Here is a 15,890-nt window from a genome sequence, read left to right as displayed (position 1 = left end):
TACCGTACCCGCCGTAGCGGCGTTTAACTGTTCGATTCAGTATGGGGATTCCGAGTGCCGAAACTGTCCGTCGTCGTACCGTTCCACAATGTCGGGCCCTATGCGCCCGACACCCTGCGCAGTCTCGCGAACAACGCGGATCCGGAATTCGAGTTCCTGCTGATCGACGACTGCTCGACGGACGACACCCCGGAAATCCTCGACCGTTGGCGCGACCGTCTGCCGAACGCCACCGTCATCCGGCACGAGACGAATCTGGGCGTCGCCCAGGCACGCAACACGGGAATCGACGCGGCGAGCGGTGAATACCTCACCTTCCTCGACGGCGACGACTGGTACGCGCCGGGCCACCTCACCGCCGCCGTGGCCGGGACAGAGCGTCTGGGCTGCGATTTCGCCCGGACCGACCACGTCCTCTCGGAGGGACGGAAAAGGCAGATCCGCTACGCCCCCGCCAAGCGCCGCGACACGGTGATGGACCCCCGGGACGGAATCTCACCCGCCAGCATGGTGACGATGGTGGATTACCCGTTCGTGCCCTTCGGCGTGTACAGCGCGCGGCTCTTCGAGAACGGCGCCTCACGATTCGAGACCTCGCTGAGAACGGCCGAGGACCGGCTCTGGGTATGGCGCCTCCACCTCAAGGCCCGTACCTTCGCGGCGCTCTCCCTGCACGGGGTCTTCTACCGGCGAGGCGTCACCACCTCGCTCACGCAGATCACCGACAACCGGCAGCTCGACTTCATCCCGTCGTACGACCTCCTGCTCGACGACGTCTCCAGGGACCCGGAGGCGGAGCGGTTCCTGCCGAAGGCGGTCCGCACCTACTGCGCGATGATCGCCTTCCACATGGGCAAGGTCGGCACGTACGACCCCGCCGTCGCCGAGCGGCTCCGCGCCGACGTCGCCGACGCCCTCCACCGGATGCCGCAGCACGTCCTCGACGAGACCCTGGCGACCATGGACACCCCCCGCAGCACCCTCCTCAGGGGCCTGCGCGACACCGTAAGGACCGCCTGACCCATGGCCCCCGACAAGGCCCCCGTCGCCGCCCAGGCCCCCGCCCCCGCCGTCCCCGCCACGGTCACCGACTCCAGGCCGGTGCAGATCTTCCAGGTGTCCACCCTGTACGGCGCCGCCACCCTCGCCGCCTCCCTGGACGCCGGCCAGTTCGGCCCCCGCGAGGACGCCCGCCGACTCCTGCTGATCTCGCGCAACGCCGAGATCCCGGAGACGGCACTGCGCCTGGAGACCATGACCGGATACGAGCGGATCGCCGCCCGCTTCGACGGGACCCTCGACTGGAACGAGACGATCCACCCGTACCACCCCGCCGCCTGGGCCCCCCGCCCCGAGGAGGCGCCGCTCTGGCAGCGCGTGCTGCGCACGGCGTGGGACCTGGGCACCGCCCCGGTGGAGCTGATCGTCGAATCCATCCAGGTCAATCCCGCGAAGGCGCTGGCCGGCACGTTCCCCGAGAGCGCCCTCCACGTCTACGCGGACGGCCTCATGAGCTACGGGCCGACCCGTAACGACCTCGCGCAGTCGATCGCCTGCCGCATCCGCAGGGTCCTCCACCTCGACCTCGTGCCGGGCCTGCGGCCGCTCCTCCTGAGCGAGTACGGCGTCGAGCCCGAGCTCGTCCCGGACGACGCCTTCCGCGCGGTCCTCGCCGAGATCGCCGAGGAGGCGGCCGACGACCCCGACATCGCCCGGGCGACGGCGGCCCGGCCCACGGCGCTCCTGCTCGGCCAGTACCTCGCCGCGCTCTCCCTCCTCACCGCCGAGGAGGAGGAGGAACTGCACGTGCGGATGCTGCGGGGGGCGGTCGCGGCCGGGCACCGCTCGGTCGTCTTCAAGCCCCACCCGAGCGCGCCCGCCGGCTACGCGCAGGCGCTCCACGACGAGGCGGAACGCTCCGGTGCGCGGCTCACCGTCCTCGACGGGCCCCTGCTCGCCGAGACCTTCTACGAGCGGTGCGCGCTCCGGCTCGTCGTCGGCTGCTTCTCCACGGCGATGCTCACCGCCGCCGTCTACTACGGCGTCCCCGTCGCGCGCGTGGGCACGGTCGAGGTCCTCGAACGGCTCACCCCCTTCGAGAACAGCAACCGCATCCCGCTGACGGTCGTCGACCACCTGGTCGCGGATCTGGAGCGGGGCGAGGCGCCCGCCGTCCCCGGCCCCGCGCCGGACTCGCTCACTCCCCTCGTCCGCGCCGTCGGCTACTGCATGCGGCACAAGAGCCACCCGGGGATGCGGGAGGAGGCGGCCGCCTTCCTGGCCGGACACCACGCCGAGCCCGGCATCGCGCACCACTTCTCCGCCGAACGGCTGACCCAGCTCGCCCTTCCGGGCGGAGCGGTGGCCCCGCCGCAGGCCGGGTCGTCGTTCCGGCTCGGCCGGAGCCTCGTACGGTCCAGGCGCAGCTGAGCACGACCGCCGATCCCTCAGCCCCGCACGCTCACCGGATCACCGTGCGGCGGCGGACCTGACGAGGGTGAAGACCGCGCCCTCCGGGTCCGTCACCAGGGCGAGCCGCCCCGCCGTGCCCTCGCGCGGCGGGCGCAGCACACGGCCGCCGAGTTCCACGACGAGCCGCGCGGCCGCGTCCGTGTCGGCGACCTCGAAGTACGTCATCCAGTGCGGGCCCCTGTCCCGGGGCAGGTCGTTTCCCACGCCGTGCAGGGAGGCCACCGGGACCCCGTCCACGTGGAGCGTCGCGAAGTCCTCGTCGGCGGACTCGACCGGCTCCACCTCGTAGCCGAAGACCGACCGGTAGAACTTGCCGACCGTCGTCTCGTAGGTGAGGAGCTCGTTCCACACGGGCGTCCCGGGCGGTCCGGCCGTCGCCGTGCCGTGGTGCGCCTCCGCCTGCCAGACGCCGAACACCGCGCCCGTCGGGTCGGAGCAGATCGCGAGCCGGCCGGCCTCGCCCGCGTCCAGCGGGCCCACCGCCACGGTGCCACCGCAGCCGCGGATGCTCTCGGCCGTCTCGTCGGCGTCGGCGGTGGCCAGATACGGGGTCCAGGCGATCCGCAGATGCCGGTCCGGTGGCAGCCGGCCGATGCCCGCCACCTCCCTGCCGTCGAGCAGCGCCCGCACGTACGGCCCGAGCTGCTGCGGACCGGGAACGAACTCCCAGCCGAAGAGCGCGTGGTAGAACTCCAGCGTGGCGTCAAGCCCGTGCACCATCAGACTCACCCAGCACGGTGTGCCGGGTGTGCGCCGAGTCGCCTCGGTCATCGTGACTCTCTCCTCGGACCGTCGTCGTGCCCGTGCCCCTGTCCGATGGTGACACCGAAGAGGCCGTGGCGCGTCCCGGTCGCACCAACGAGTGGCGTGCCCCGCGGTGACGGACGTGGGGAGGACGCCGGGTTCGTCCTCCGCGGCCGTGCGGCTGCGCGAGGATGACACCCATGAAGCCCATCATCTCCGCAAGCGAACTGCTGAGCGAGTCGGCCGGAGCCCGGCCGCCGGTCCTCCTCGACGTCCGCTGGACGCTGGGCGGCCCGCCCGGCCGTCCTGCGTACGAGGCCGGGCACCTGCCCGGCGCGGTCTACGTCGACCTGGACACCGACCTCGCGGGCCCGGCCGGCAGCGGCGGACGGCACCCGCTGCCCGACCCCGAGGTCTTCGGGGCCGCGATGCGCCGTGCGGGTGTCTCGGCCCGCAGTCCGGTCGTCGTCTACGACGGCGGTCCCGGCTGGGCCGCGGCGCGCGCCTGGTGGCTGCTCCGCTGGGCGGGCCACCAGGACGTACGGGTGCTGGACGGGGGCCTCGCGGCCTGGGAGGGGGAGCTCACGGAGAAGGTCCCCGCGCCCGAGCCGGGCGACTTCCGGCCGGAGCCGGGCGCGCTCGGGCTGCTCGACGGGGACGGTGCGGGGGCGCACGCGCGCGCGGGGCTGCTCCTGGACGCGCGGGCGGCCGAGCGCTACCGCGGGGACGTGGAGCCGATCGACCGGGTGGGCGGTCACATCCCGGGCGCGGTGTCGGCCCCGACGACCGAGAACGTCGACACGGAGGGGCGTTTCCTGGCCGCCGACGTCCTGAGGAGCCGCTTCGCCGCCCTGGGCGCGGCGGAGGGAACCCCCATCGCGGTCTACTGCGGCTCGGGCGTCTCCGGTGCCCACGAGGTCCTGGCTCTGGAGATCGCCGGCATCCCCGCCGCGCTGTACGCGGGCTCCTGGTCGGAATGGTCGTCCGACCCGGCCCGCCCGGTGGCCACGGGCCCGGACCCCCAGTAGCGCGGCCCGACCGCGCAGCCCGAAGGGCCCGCACAGATCTGGCGCGGGCCCCTTCGGCGTACGACCCCGGCCGGAGCACCGGGCGCGAGTCCCCTCCCCGTAGGGCCAGGGACCCGGCGCGAGGCTTCCGCACGGCGTACGCGTACCCGGCCCCGGTCGCCCCGGGTACGCGTACGGCCACGCCCAACGCCGTCAGTCCTGCTTCTTCCTCCGCGTGCCGAAGACGATCTCGTCCCAGCTGGGCACGGCCGCGCGGCGGCCCGGGCGGACGCCGTCCGCCTCCGCCTGGCGGTCCGTGGTGCCGGTGAGCCGGTCGCGGTGACCCGACACCGCGCGCGGCATCAGGACGTCGGCGTACGCGGAACCCGCGCCCGCCGAGGCGGCCGGGGCCGGCGGCTCCTCCGCCTCGGGCTCTTCCGAGGGCTCGGAGTCGGGCTGCTCGGGCACGACCATGTCGCCGCGGAAGCTCGGTACCGCTTCGAGCAGGCTGGTCAGCGAGTCCCGCTCGTCCTCCGGCTCGACAGCGGCGGGCGCCCGCTCCAGCTGGCGGTCCGACCGGTCGATCTGGCGGTCCAGGGCCCGGTCGAGGGGCCTGTCCCGGGGCAGCCGGGCGATCCGCGGCACGAAGGGGAAGCTCGGCTCCGGGGCGGCGGCGATCGTGTCGTCCGTCTCGCCGATCAGCGCACGGGCCTCGTCGTCCACGGCCTGGACGAGTCGCCTCGGCGGGTCGTACGTCCAGCTGGCCGTGTGGACCTCGCCCGCGACGCGGTAGACGAGCAGCACCTCCCAGGTGCCGTCGTCGCGCCGCCAGGAGTCCCACTGCACGGTGTCCTTCTCGGCGCCGCGCAGCAGCAGCCGCTCCTGCACCGCCTCGCCGAGCTGCGGGCCGCTGTTCTCGCCGGGCCTGCGGACGGGGGTCTTGCGAGCCCGCTCCGCCATGAAGGCGCGCTCGGCGAGCACCGGGCCCTCGAAGCGGCGTACGCGGTCGACGGGGATGCCGGCGAGCTGGGCGACCTCCTCGGCGGAGGCACCGGCTCGTATCCGGGCCTGGATGTCGCGGGGACGGAGGTGGCTCTCCACCTCGATCTCGATCTGGCCGAGGCGCGCGCGGTCGTTGCGCACGGCGGCGCGGAGCCGCTCGTCGATCGGAAGTGTGTACTCCGTGCTGTCAGCAGCCTTCAGCACCAGTCGTGTGCCGTCGTTGGAGACGGCCACGACACGCAGTTCGGGCATGGGGACCTCCCGGGTGGTGCCTGCCGACGTCACGTGCGTCGCTGCTTCCGCTAGTCGAGTGTGGCCTGCCCGGGTGCAGCCTGCCACTACCTTGCCGAGTTGCCCGGCGTGTCGGGCGTGGACCCTGGAACGCCGTTATGACACGGTGACCTGTTGGCTACCCGGAGTGACAGGCGGTCACTCTGTGCAGTCGGTTCCCGTGCGCTGCCGCGGCGCCGCCGGTTCGAGTGCCGTGTCCGGCCCCCTCCCCTTGATCCCGGGCACCCGTGAAGGCGTCCGGACCCAGGGTTCGTCAATGTACTCCATTCGGGCCACCGGGGTGGACCGGCGCGCCGCCCAACTTCTCGGGCGGTACGGGAGTTGAGTGTCCGTGATCTTCCCCGTACGTGTCGCTCTTCACAGAACCGGCAGAAACGGAACTATTCGCTTCGCCCATTTGTCCCTTCTGGGTGCAAGGTGAACGGAAGAGCCGTCAGGGGTCGGAGATGCGCCACAGGCCGGAAGGCGACACGGAGGAACCGGAGGAGAAGGAGGACGGCAGGAGAAGGATCGACCTGAGCATGGCTCAGGTCTCGGGCAGCGCGGTGGCCGCGGTCATCGCCGCCAAACTCGCCTCCACCCTCGGTGTGTACGGCACGATCGTGGGCGCCGGCGTGATCAGCGTCATCGCGACCTGCGGCGGCCCCCTCTTCCAGCACCTCTTCCGGCGCACGGGTGAACAGGTGCGCGGCGCGACCGCCGTCGCCAAGCCGAAGGCCCGTCAGGTGCCGGTCGGCGGAGGCCCGCGTGACGACCGCACCCTGATGCTCGGCACGGTCCGGGGCCCCCTTCCGTCCGACGGGGAGTTCGGCTCGGCGACCACCCACGGCACGCGGGTCCGCGGCTGGAAGCGCCCGGCGATCGCCGCCGCCCTGGTCTTCGGCGTCACCATGGGCGGCATCACCACCTACGAACTGGTCTCCGGGCAGGACTTCAGCGGGACCCGGGGGACCACCACCTTCGGCTCCGTCGTCGGCGGCGGGAGCACGGGGCAGCGGGCACCGCACGAGGACAGGAACCCCTCGCCCGCTCGGTCCGGGGCCGCCGAGGGCGACGGGCGTCCGGGGGACGGCGGGCGGAGCCCCTCGACCGACGGCACCCCGTCCCCCGGCGGGCAGGACACGGAGCGGACCGGCACCACCACCCCCTCGCCGGAGCCGACCCCGACCCCTTCCGGTTCCACCGGCGGCGGATCGACGCCCACCCCGGCCCCGACCGGGCCGACGGCGGAGCCGACAGACCCGACCCGGGAACCGGCCACCGGGACCTCCGGCCTGCCGGAGGTCCCGACGACCCCGACGCCGGCCGCCCCGGGAACCGGAACGGGAACGGGCGGCGGGGGAGCCGAGTGACCGTCAGTCGCCCAGCACGCGGCGCAGGTAGTCGTTGCCGAACCGCCGGTCCGGGTCGAGGCGGTCGCGCAGTGCCGTGAACTCGGCGAAGCGCGGGTAGACCTCGGAGAGGTACTCGGCGTCGCGCGTGTGGATCTTGCCCCAGTGGGGGCGGCCGCCGTGCGCCGTCATGATGCGCTCCACCGCCGTGAAGTACGCGCGGTGGGGCGTCCCCTTGTAGAGGTGGACGGCGATGTACGCGGTCTCCCGCCCCGAGGCGGTGGACAGCGTGATGTCGTCCGCCGGAGCCGTCCGCACCTCCACCGGGAAGCTCACCTTGAGCGGCGAGCGCTCGACCATCGCCTTCAGCTCGCGCAGCGCCGCCACCGCCGCCTCGCGCGGAAGCGCGTACTCCATCTCCATGAAGCGGACCCGGCGCGGTGAGGTGAACACCTTGTACGGGATGTCGGTGTACGTACGGGCCGACAGGGCCCTGCTGGAGATCTTGGCGATAGAGGGGATGACCGGCGGCACCGCGCGGCCCAGCGAGCAGGCCACCTGGAAGAGCCCGTTGGAGAGGAGTTCGTCCTCGATCCAGCCGCTGACCCGGCCGGGAGGAGCCGCGGGGCCGACGCTGCGGTTGTTTCGCTTGGTGTTGCAGTTGTCCGTGTGGGGGAACCAGTAGAACTCGAAGTGCTCGTTCTCCGCGTGCAGCGCGTCGAACTCCGAGGTGACCCGGTCGAAGGTCATCGGCTCCTCGCGCGCGGTGAGGAGGAAGACCGGCTCGACCGCCAGGGTGAGCGCCGTGACGACACCGAGGGCGCCGAGCCCGATCCGGGCCGCCGCGAAGAGCTCGGGATTCTCCTTCTCGGAGCAGGTCCACAGCCGGCCGTCCGCCGTCACGAGCTCCATCTCGCGGATCTGCGCGGCGATCGAGGCCGAGTCGCGGCCCGTGCCGTGCGTCCCCGTGGAGACGGCCCCGGCGACGGTCTGCTCCATGATGTCGCCCATGTTCGTGAGCGAGAGGCCCTCTCGGGCCAGCGCCACGTTGAGCCGCTTGAGCGGGGTTCCCGACTCGACCGTCACGGTCATCGTCTCGCGGTCGATCCGCCGGATCCCGGTCAGCAGGCCCGGCCGGATGAGGACGCCGTCGGTGGCCGCGATCGAGGTGAAGGAGTGCCCGCTCCCGACCGTCTTCACCCGGAGCCCGTCCTCGGCAGCCCGGCGCACCGCCTCGGCGAGTTCCTCGGCGGAGGCCGGGCTCACCTCCCGTACGGGCCGGGAGGTGACGTTCCCCGCCCAGTTACGCCACGGGCTGTTCGCCGTCCTCGTGCTCCCCGACCCCGCTGCTGTCGTCCCGCTCACGCTGCCCCTCCCGGTTCGGCGCCGGCCTGCGGAGCCGGCGGTGTCCGAGGAGACCCACCGCGACCGCGAGCGCGCCCGAGACGACGGGCACCACGTACCCCGCCTCGGCCCCCGACGCGTCGACCACCCAGCCGGCGGCCGAAGAGCCGAGCGCCACGCCGATCGCGAGGCCCGTACCCGTCCAGGTCATGCCCTCGGTCAGCTTGGTGCGCGGTACGTGCGCTTCGACGAGGGCCATGGTGGTCACCATCGTCGGTGCGATGGACAGGCCCGCGACAAAGAGCGCCACGGCCAGCAACGGCAGGTTCCCGGCCAGTAGGAGGGGGATCATACTCACGGCCATCGCGCAGACGCCCAGAAGCCAGCGGCGGGACGGCTCGCCCTTGAGGTGCAGCAGTCCGAACACGGCGCCCGCCAGGCAGGATCCCAGCGCGTAGACGGCCAGGACGAGACTCGCGGCGGCCTTGTGCCCCTCCTCCTCCGCGAAGGCCACCGTCACCACGTCCACCGAGCCGAAGATGGCGCCGGTCGCGACGAAGGCGAGGGCCAGGACCTGGAGGCCGGGGGAGCGGAGCGCGGAGACACCCCGGGTGCCCTGCTGCTGCGGGTGCGGGGCCGGCTCGGTGGCGTGCTGGGTGGTCAGCCAGAAGACGCCGACGGCCAGGAACAGCCCGGCGAACATCGGGCCGGCCTCGGGGAACCAGGCCGTCGACAGGCCGATGGAGATGATCGGGCCGAAGATGAAGCACACCTCGTCGACGATCGACTCCCAGGAGTACGCCGTGTGCAGGTGCCGCTCCTCGCCCCGGTAGATCGCCGCCCACCGGGCCCGGGTCATTGCGCCGACGCTCGGCACGCAGCCGATCACCGCCGTGAAGACGAAGAGCGTCCAGTCGGGGGCCTGCTGCTGCACGCAGAGCAGGAGCCCGGTGGCGGCCCCGAGCGAGACCAGCGTTATCGGGCGGAGCACCCGGCGCTGCCCGTGCCGGTCGACCAGGCGCGAGACCAGGGGGCCGAGGACGGCGGCGGACATCGCGAGCGTCGCCGCGAGCGCGCCGGCCAGGCCGTACCGGCCGGTGACCTGCGAGATCATGGTCACGATGCCGATGCCCATCATGGACAGGGGCATCCGGCCGAGGAGCCCGGCGGCCGAGAAGGAGACGGTGCCGGGCGCCTGGAAGATCGCGCGGTAGGGACTGGGCAAGAGGTGTCCTTGGTCAACACGTGTAATTAACTCCTAAAGCCTACGGTGTTGAAGTCGATCGGTCACCCTCCTTTTCTCGGATCGGTCATCCCTTTTCGGACGTCCGGCCACGGACGGGCCGCGCCGCCCGGTGTCAGGGGCGGGTGGGAGGATCGGTGCCATGTCCGATCAGCACGATCCCGCCCCGTACGACGCCCTGCTGCTGCTCTCGTTCGGCGGCCCCGAGGGCCCGGACGACGTGGTCCCGTTCCTGGAGAACGTGACCCGTGGCCGTGGCATCCCGAAGGAACGGCTCAAGGAAGTGGGGCAGCACTACTTCCTCTTCGGCGGCGTCTCCCCGATCAACGACCAGAACCGCGCGCTCCTCGACGCGCTGCGGAAGGACTTCGCCGCCGCCGGCCTCCAGATCCCCGTCCACTGGGGAAACCGGAACTGGGCGCCCTACCTCACCGACACCCTCCGCGAGATGATCACCGACGGCCGGCGTCATATCGCCGTCCTCACCACCAGTGCGTACGCCTCCTACTCCGGCTGCCGCCAGTACCGCGAGAACCTCGCCGACGCGCTGGCCACCCTGGAAGCGGAGGGACTCCCGCTGCCCCGGGTCGACAAGCTCAGGCACTACTTCAACCACCCCGGCTTCGTCGAGCCCATGGTCGAGGGCGTCCTCGCCTCGCTCGCCGAACTCGACCCGTCCGTACGGGACGGCGCCCACCTCGCCTTCACCACCCACTCCATCCCCGACTCCGCCGCCGACACCTCGGGACCCGTCACCGAGCACGGCGAGGGCGGGGCCTACGTCCGGCAGCACCTCGACACGGCACGGGTGATCGTCGACGCCGTCCGCGAGGCGACCGGGATCGACCACCCCTGGGAGCTCGTCTACCAGTCCCGCAGCGGAGCCCCGCACATCCCGTGGCTGGAGCCGGACATCTGCGACCACCTGGAGGCGCTGCACGGCGCCGGGGCGCCCGCGGTCGTCATGGTCCCGATCGGCTTCGTCTCCGATCACATGGAGGTCCTCTACGACCTCGACACCGAGGCCACCGCGAAGGCCGCCGAACTCGGACTGCCCGTCCGGCGCTCGGCGACCGTCGGCGCCGACCCGCGCTTCGCCGCCGCCGTCCGCGAACTCCTCCTGGAGCGCGCCGCCCACGAGCGCGGCACCCGGGCCGAGAGGTGCGCCCTCGGCGCGCTCGGACCCTCCCACGACCTGTGCCCGATCGGCTGCTGCCCGGCGAGGGCCGAGCGGCCCGCCGCGGCCGGCGCCGACAGCCCGTACGCCTGAGGAGACGACCCCGTGACCGACGTGACCGATCCGCTTCTCCCCGAGCTGCTCGACCTCGCCCTGGAGGCCGCACGGCGGGCCGGAGCGCTGCTGCGCGACGGCCGGCCGGACGACCTGGCGGTGGCGATGACCAAGTCGAGCCCCATCGACGTGGTCACCGAGATGGACATCGCCGCCGAGAAGCTGATCACCGGCTTCCTGGCCGAGCACCGCCCCGAGGACGGCTTCCTCGGCGAGGAGGGCGCCTCCAGCCCCGGCACCAGCGGGGTCCGCTGGGTGATCGACCCGCTCGACGGCACCGTGAACTACCTCTACGGGCTGCCCACCTGGGCGGTCTCGATCGCCGCCGAACGGGACGGCGAGACCGTCGTCGGCGTCGTCGAGGCCCCCCTGCGCGGCGAGACGTACCGCGCGGTCCTCGGCGGCGGCGCGTTCGCGGGGGACCGGCGCCTCGCCGTCCGCCCCTCGCCCGACCTCGACCACGCCCTGCTCGGCACGGGCTTCGCGTACGTGCAGTCCCGGCGCGCCCACCAGGCGGACGTCGTCCAGCGCGTGATCCCCCGCGTCCGTGACATCCGCCGGGGCGGTTCGGCCGCGATCGACCTCTGCGACGTGGCCGCCGGCCGCCTCGACGCGTACTACGAGCGCGGCCTCAACCCCTGGGACCTCGCCGCGGGCGCCCTGGTCGCCCGCGAGGCGGGCGCCCTGACCGGCGGACGCCCGGGGGAGCCGGCGTCGGGCGATCTGACCCTGGCGGCCTCTCCGGGCCTCTTCCGGCCGCTCCAGGAGCTCCTGGAGGAGCTGGGCGCCTGGCACGACTAGCGGGTGCCCGGACGCGCGAGGGCCCCGGCGCCGGGAAGGCGGCCGGGGCCCTGCACGCGTGCGGGTCGAAAGGGTCGGGCAGTGGGTACGGGTCTGGCGGCGGGTCGGTACGGTCGAGCGGGTCGGTGTGGGTCAGACGCCCGGCAGGGCGACCTCCACGCCGTGCTCGGCGGCCAGCCGGTGCAGGTCGTCGAGCTCCGCCTGCTCGACGTCCGCCAGGTAGTCGTCGCCCGTCTCACGGGCCATCGTGAGGTCCGTCTGCGTCGTCCTGATGCGGTGCAGCAGGCCTGCGGTGAAAGCGTCCATCGTGCGCCCCCTCGTCATGGGTCCGGTGGCACGGGGGTGTGCCGAGGGTGGGTGGATCACACACTGCGGTCTCCCGGAAGCGGAGAGCGGTAGGTGGCGCGCCACATACAGGGCGTGATCACGGGGTGTGCAGACGTCCTCCCCAGGCCGTTCCTCAGAGAAACCTCAACTGGCCCGCGAATCCGGTGAATTCTCGGCTTCCCACCGCCCGGACCGCCCCACGCGCCCGCGTACCCCGCCCGTCCCCGGCCCCGCACCGCCGTCTTACAGCCGGTTTACGCGCGTACGGGGCAGGATGGACGCGCACAGTCAGTGCTCAGGTTTCAGCCGTCCCACCCCGGATCGCGGCTCAACGGAAGGATGTACGACGTGCGCGTACTCGTCGTCGAGGACGAGCAGCTGCTCGCCGATGCGGTGGCCACCGGACTGCGCCGGGAGGCCATGGCCGTCGACGTCGTGTACGACGGCGCCGCGGCCCTGGAGCGCGTCGGCGTCAACGACTACGACGTCGTCGTCCTCGACCGCGACCTGCCCCTCGTCCACGGGGACGACGTCTGCCGCAAGATCGTGGAGCTGGGCATGCCCACCCGCGTCCTGATGCTCACCGCGGCCGGCGACGTCAGCGACCGTGTCGAGGGCCTGGAACTGGGCGCCGACGACTACCTCCCCAAGCCCTTCGCCTTCACCGAGCTCACCGCGCGCGTGCGGGCCCTCGGGCGCCGTACGAGCGTGCCGCTCCCGCCGGTCCTCGAGCGCGCCGGCATCAAGCTCGACCCCAACCGCCGCGAGGTCTTCCGCGAGGGCAAGGAGGTCCAGCTCGCGCCGAAGGAGTTCGCCGTCCTGGAGGTCCTCATGCGCAGCGAGGGCGCCGTCGTCTCGGCGGAGCAGCTCCTGGAGAAGGCCTGGGACGAGAACACCGACCCGTTCACCAACGTCGTACGCGTCACCGTGATGACCCTGCGCCGCAAGCTCGGTGAGCCGCCGGTCATCGTCACCGTCCCCGGTTCCGGGTACCGGATCTGAGCTGATGGCCCCCACCCCCGCGCCCCACCCCCAGGCGCCCCCGAAACCGACGTGGGACCCCAGGGACCCCGTGCGGCCGCTGCTGCGCCCGACCATCCGCATACGACTCACGCTGCTGTACGGCGGGATGTTCCTGATCGCGGGCATCCTGCTGCTCTCGATCATCTACCTCTTCACCGCGCAGGCGCTCACCGACAGCGCGGCCCAGCTGCCCTTCAAGATCGTCAAGGGCGAGGTGCAGCCCACCACCTCGTGGTGCGTCCTGCCCGACACGGGCACGGGCGAGCAGTTCAACGACGCCGTCTCGGTCTGCCTCCGGCACCAGAGCGACCTGGCCCTGGACGACCTGCTGCGCCGCTCGCTCTTCGCCCTGCTCGGCCTCAGCATCATCGCCTTCGCCTTCGGCTACGCCATGGCGGGGCGGGTCCTCTCGCCGCTCGGCCGGATCACCCGGACCGCCCGTCAGGTGGCCGGCTCCGATCTGTCCCGGCGGATCGAGCTGGACGGGCCGGACGACGAGCTCAAGGAGCTGGCCGACACCTTCGACGAGATGCTGGACCGCCTGGAGCGGGCCTTCACCGCGCAGCAGCGGTTCGTCGCGAACGCCTCGCACGAGCTGCGGACCCCGCTCGCGATCAACCGCACCCTTCTGGAGGTCCACCTCTCGGACCCCGGGGCACCGGTCGAGCTCCAGCAGCTCGGCAAGACCCTGCTCGCCACCAACGAGCGCAGCGAGCAGCTCGTCGAGGGTCTGCTGCTGCTCGCCCGGAGCGACAACCAGATCATCGAGCGCAAACCCGTGGACCTCGCCGAGGTCGCCTCCCGGGGCGTGGACCAGATGCACGCGGAGGCCGATGCCAAGGGCGTCGAGATCCGGGGCGTGCGAGCCCCCGTGGTCGTCCAGGGCAACGGCGTCCTGCTGGAGCGGATCGCGCTGAACCTGCTCCAGAACGCCGTCCGGTACAACGTGCCGGAGGGCGGCTGGGTGGAGGTCACCACCGAGGCCGCGGACGGTCAGGCCGTCCTCGTCGTCACCAACACGGGCCCCGTGGTCCCGGCGTACGAGATCGACAACCTGTTCGAGCCGTTCCGGCGGCTCCGGCAGGAGCGCACCGGCAGCGACAAGGGCGTCGGTCTCGGCCTGTCGATCGCCCGGTCCGTGGCGCGGGCGCACGGCGGCCGAATCATCGCGGAGCCCCGCGAAGGCGGTGGTCTCGTGATGCGCGTCACTCTGCCGATCTGACACACTGCAGGAGCCGACCGGTTCCGTTCGCTTTGCGCGGAATTCCGGAACACCGGTTCTGAGACGCTCCTGTGTGATCGATCACAGGAGAGGGTGTCCGGACATCCACTCTCCGTGATCGTGAAATCCCTCGGAAAGCCTGGAAACGTCCGGGTTTCCGGGGCCCGGAATGACGGGAAGTACACGGGGTGGCGCATGTCAGGTGCGTCCTCAGAACCGTGTACGGTCCGGTTCGCCACCCGAAGCCGATCACTCGCGAGAGCCCGGGACGGGTGTCGATTGAGTAACAGACCTTGATGTGAGGCAAAATCTCCGCCTCAGGTCGGGCACAAGTCCGACCTCTCACGCGTTACGTGCGCTGGAGACACCGCAACCACCCAGAGGGGGAGAGCGACATGGCAACGGATTACGACACCCCACGCAAGACCGACGACGACGTCGATTCGGACAGCCTTGAGGAACTGAAGGCCCGCCGGAACGACAAGTCGACCTCGACGGTCGACGTCGACGAGTTCGAGGCCGCCGAAGGCCTGGAGCTTCCCGGCGCCGACCTGTCGAACGAGGAGCTCGCCGTCCGGGTCCTGCCCAAGCAGGCCGACGAGTTCACCTGCATGAGCTGCTTCCTCGTGCATCACCGCAGCCAGCTGGCCAGGGAGAAGAACGGCCAGCCGATCTGCCGCGACTGCGACTGAGATCGTCGGCCGTGGCAGGCGACACACCGTCCCGGAAGCGGCGTCTGAGGCTCCCTGGGAGTCCCCGGACGTACAAGGGCGGCACGGAACCGGCAGAGGGCGCTCACGAGGCCTCTGAAGCCGATCGCACCGCCTCCCTGTCCTCCCCCGGCGTGCGTGACGACGAGCGGGGCCTCCCGGCCTCGCTCGAAGCGGTCACCGCGCCGGACCCGGCACGTCTGCCGGCGGAGGCGGGCGGGGGCGCTGCGCCGGTCGAGACGCCGCAGGGCGGACGCTTCGGCGCCGTCAGGCGGCTCGCCAACCCCGCACGTGCCCAGCTCGACAAGATCAAGATCGACTCGGATCGGATCGACGCCGTCCGGCGCGGCGTCGCGCAAGGCGTGAAGCGCGGCGGCGACAGCGCCAGGGCCGGTCTCGGTCATCTGGCCGACCGCCTGATCGACCTCGCCCCGCGGATCCCCGTCCGCGATCTGGCGACCCTCCGCAAGCACTTCCCCGGGCTCGGCCCCGAGGAGATCGCCGACAAACTCGTCGCCGGCGCGGCGAACGCGAGCTCGACCGTGGGCGCGGGCGTCGGCGCCGCCGCCATGCTCCCCGTGCCCCCGGCCATGCCGGCGGAACTCGCGGCCGAGATCACCGGCGTCGCCGCCGTGGAACTCAAGCTCATCGCCGAACTGCACGAGGTCTACGGACTGCGTCCCCCCGGCCGGCTCAGCCAGCGTTCGGCGGCCTATCTGACCTCCTGGGCCGAGGAGCGGGGCATCGACCCCACCAAGCCCACCACGGTCAACGCGGCCCTCGGCGGGCAGCTCAAGCGCGAGCTGCGCCAGCAGATCATGAAACGCATGGTGCGCAACCTGCCGATGCTCACGCCCTTCATGGTGGGCGCGGCCGTCGGCGCCGTCATGAACCGCCGCGACACCAGGAAACTCGCCGAGCACATCCGCAAGGACCTGCGCCGTCGCCAGATCCCCTGGGACTCCCTCAGGGAACTGCCTCCGCTGGAGCAGCCCGAGAACCCGAAGGAACTGGGCTTCTAGGACCAGGCGGCGGCCACCCGTCGGCGGTGGGCCGGCTCCGCTCCCGCCGGCCGCCCCCGT

At 72.3% G+C, this 15,890-nt stretch carries 15 protein-coding genes; 10 read left to right on the top strand and 5 right to left on the bottom strand.

The window, feature by feature from the left end:
* Positions 1-54 precede the first annotated feature (54 nt).
* Positions 55-1,020, top strand: coding sequence for a glycosyltransferase family 2 protein (locus ACFWV2_RS08500; protein ID WP_384403672.1), 966 nt, complete (start codon positions 55-57; stop codon positions 1,018-1,020).
* Between the two features lie 3 nt (positions 1,021-1,023).
* Positions 1,024-2,430: a polysialyltransferase family glycosyltransferase gene (locus tag ACFWV2_RS08495; protein ID WP_384403669.1), complete on the top strand. Its 1,407-nt coding sequence runs from the start codon at positions 1,024-1,026 to the stop codon at positions 2,428-2,430.
* A 39-nt stretch (positions 2,431-2,469) separates the two neighbouring features.
* Here ACFWV2_RS08495 and ACFWV2_RS08490 read toward each other — a convergent pair whose 3' ends face one another.
* A complete protein-coding gene (locus ACFWV2_RS08490; protein ID WP_384403666.1) occupies positions 2,470-3,243 on the bottom strand; it encodes a VOC family protein in 774 nt (257 codons plus the stop codon).
* Positions 3,244-3,416: 173 nt separating this feature from the next.
* On the opposite strand from ACFWV2_RS08490, the gene ACFWV2_RS08485 reads away from it, so the two are divergent.
* The gene (locus ACFWV2_RS08485) at positions 3,417-4,244 is read left to right on the top strand and encodes a sulfurtransferase (protein WP_384403663.1); all 828 of its coding nucleotides are present in this window, start codon (positions 3,417-3,419) and stop codon (positions 4,242-4,244) included.
* A gap of 192 nt (positions 4,245-4,436) precedes the next feature.
* Here ACFWV2_RS08485 and sepH read toward each other — a convergent pair whose 3' ends face one another.
* Positions 4,437-5,477 (bottom strand): septation protein SepH, encoded by a 1,041-nt coding sequence (gene sepH, locus ACFWV2_RS08480; protein WP_384403660.1) that lies wholly within the window; start codon positions 5,475-5,477, stop codon positions 4,437-4,439.
* A 485-nt stretch (positions 5,478-5,962) separates the two neighbouring features.
* Here sepH and ACFWV2_RS08475 point away from each other — a divergent pair, with 485 nt between their 5' ends.
* Complete coding sequence (locus tag ACFWV2_RS08475; RefSeq protein WP_384403657.1) at positions 5,963-6,868, top strand: hypothetical protein; 906 nt, start codon at positions 5,963-5,965, stop codon at positions 6,866-6,868.
* A gap of 3 nt (positions 6,869-6,871) precedes the next feature.
* On the opposite strand, the gene ACFWV2_RS08470 is transcribed toward ACFWV2_RS08475, so the two are convergent.
* Complete coding sequence (locus ACFWV2_RS08470; RefSeq protein WP_384403654.1) at positions 6,872-8,212, bottom strand: D-arabinono-1,4-lactone oxidase; 1,341 nt, start codon at positions 8,210-8,212, stop codon at positions 6,872-6,874.
* A complete protein-coding gene (locus ACFWV2_RS08465; RefSeq protein ID WP_384403651.1) occupies positions 8,151-9,416 on the bottom strand; it encodes an MFS transporter in 1,266 nt (421 codons plus the stop codon). Before ACFWV2_RS08465 ends, ACFWV2_RS08470 begins: the two co-directional genes overlap by 62 nt.
* A gap of 160 nt (positions 9,417-9,576) precedes the next feature.
* Here ACFWV2_RS08465 and ACFWV2_RS08460 point away from each other — a divergent pair, with 160 nt between their 5' ends.
* Positions 9,577-10,704 carry a ferrochelatase gene (locus ACFWV2_RS08460; protein WP_384403648.1) on the top strand — a complete coding sequence of 376 codons (1,128 nt, stop codon included), beginning with the start codon at positions 9,577-9,579 and terminating at the stop codon, positions 10,702-10,704.
* Between the two features lie 21 nt (positions 10,705-10,725).
* Positions 10,726-11,526 (top strand): inositol monophosphatase family protein, encoded by an 801-nt coding sequence (locus tag ACFWV2_RS08455; protein WP_384404013.1) that lies wholly within the window; start codon positions 10,726-10,728, stop codon positions 11,524-11,526.
* A 132-nt stretch (positions 11,527-11,658) separates the two neighbouring features.
* Here ACFWV2_RS08455 and ACFWV2_RS08450 read toward each other — a convergent pair whose 3' ends face one another.
* Complete coding sequence (locus tag ACFWV2_RS08450; protein ID WP_360789136.1) at positions 11,659-11,832, bottom strand: hypothetical protein; 174 nt, start codon at positions 11,830-11,832, stop codon at positions 11,659-11,661.
* Positions 11,833-12,201: 369 nt separating this feature from the next.
* Here ACFWV2_RS08450 and ACFWV2_RS08445 point away from each other — a divergent pair, with 369 nt between their 5' ends.
* The 4 genes from ACFWV2_RS08445 (at position 12,202) to ACFWV2_RS08430 (ending at position 15,830) form a co-directional block, all read left to right on the top strand.
* Positions 12,202-12,855, top strand: coding sequence for a response regulator transcription factor (locus tag ACFWV2_RS08445; protein ID WP_266970061.1), 654 nt, complete (start codon positions 12,202-12,204; stop codon positions 12,853-12,855).
* A 4-nt stretch (positions 12,856-12,859) separates the two neighbouring features.
* Positions 12,860-14,098, top strand: coding sequence for a sensor histidine kinase (locus ACFWV2_RS08440; RefSeq protein ID WP_384403644.1), 1,239 nt, complete (start codon positions 12,860-12,862; stop codon positions 14,096-14,098).
* Between the two features lie 395 nt (positions 14,099-14,493).
* Positions 14,494-14,790, top strand: coding sequence for a DUF4193 domain-containing protein (locus ACFWV2_RS08435; protein ID WP_003955561.1), 297 nt, complete (start codon positions 14,494-14,496; stop codon positions 14,788-14,790).
* A gap of 11 nt (positions 14,791-14,801) precedes the next feature.
* Positions 14,802-15,830 carry a hypothetical protein gene (locus tag ACFWV2_RS08430; protein ID WP_384403641.1) on the top strand — a complete coding sequence of 343 codons (1,029 nt, stop codon included), beginning with the start codon at positions 14,802-14,804 and terminating at the stop codon, positions 15,828-15,830.
* Positions 15,831-15,890 lie beyond the last annotated feature (60 nt).

The organism is Streptomyces sp. NPDC058671 (assembly GCF_042716475.1).
Taxonomy (GTDB): Bacteria; Actinomycetota; Actinomycetes; order Streptomycetales; family Streptomycetaceae; genus Streptomyces.
Note: the sequence above shows the minus strand (reverse complement) of the source record. Positions and strands in the feature narration are given on the sequence as shown.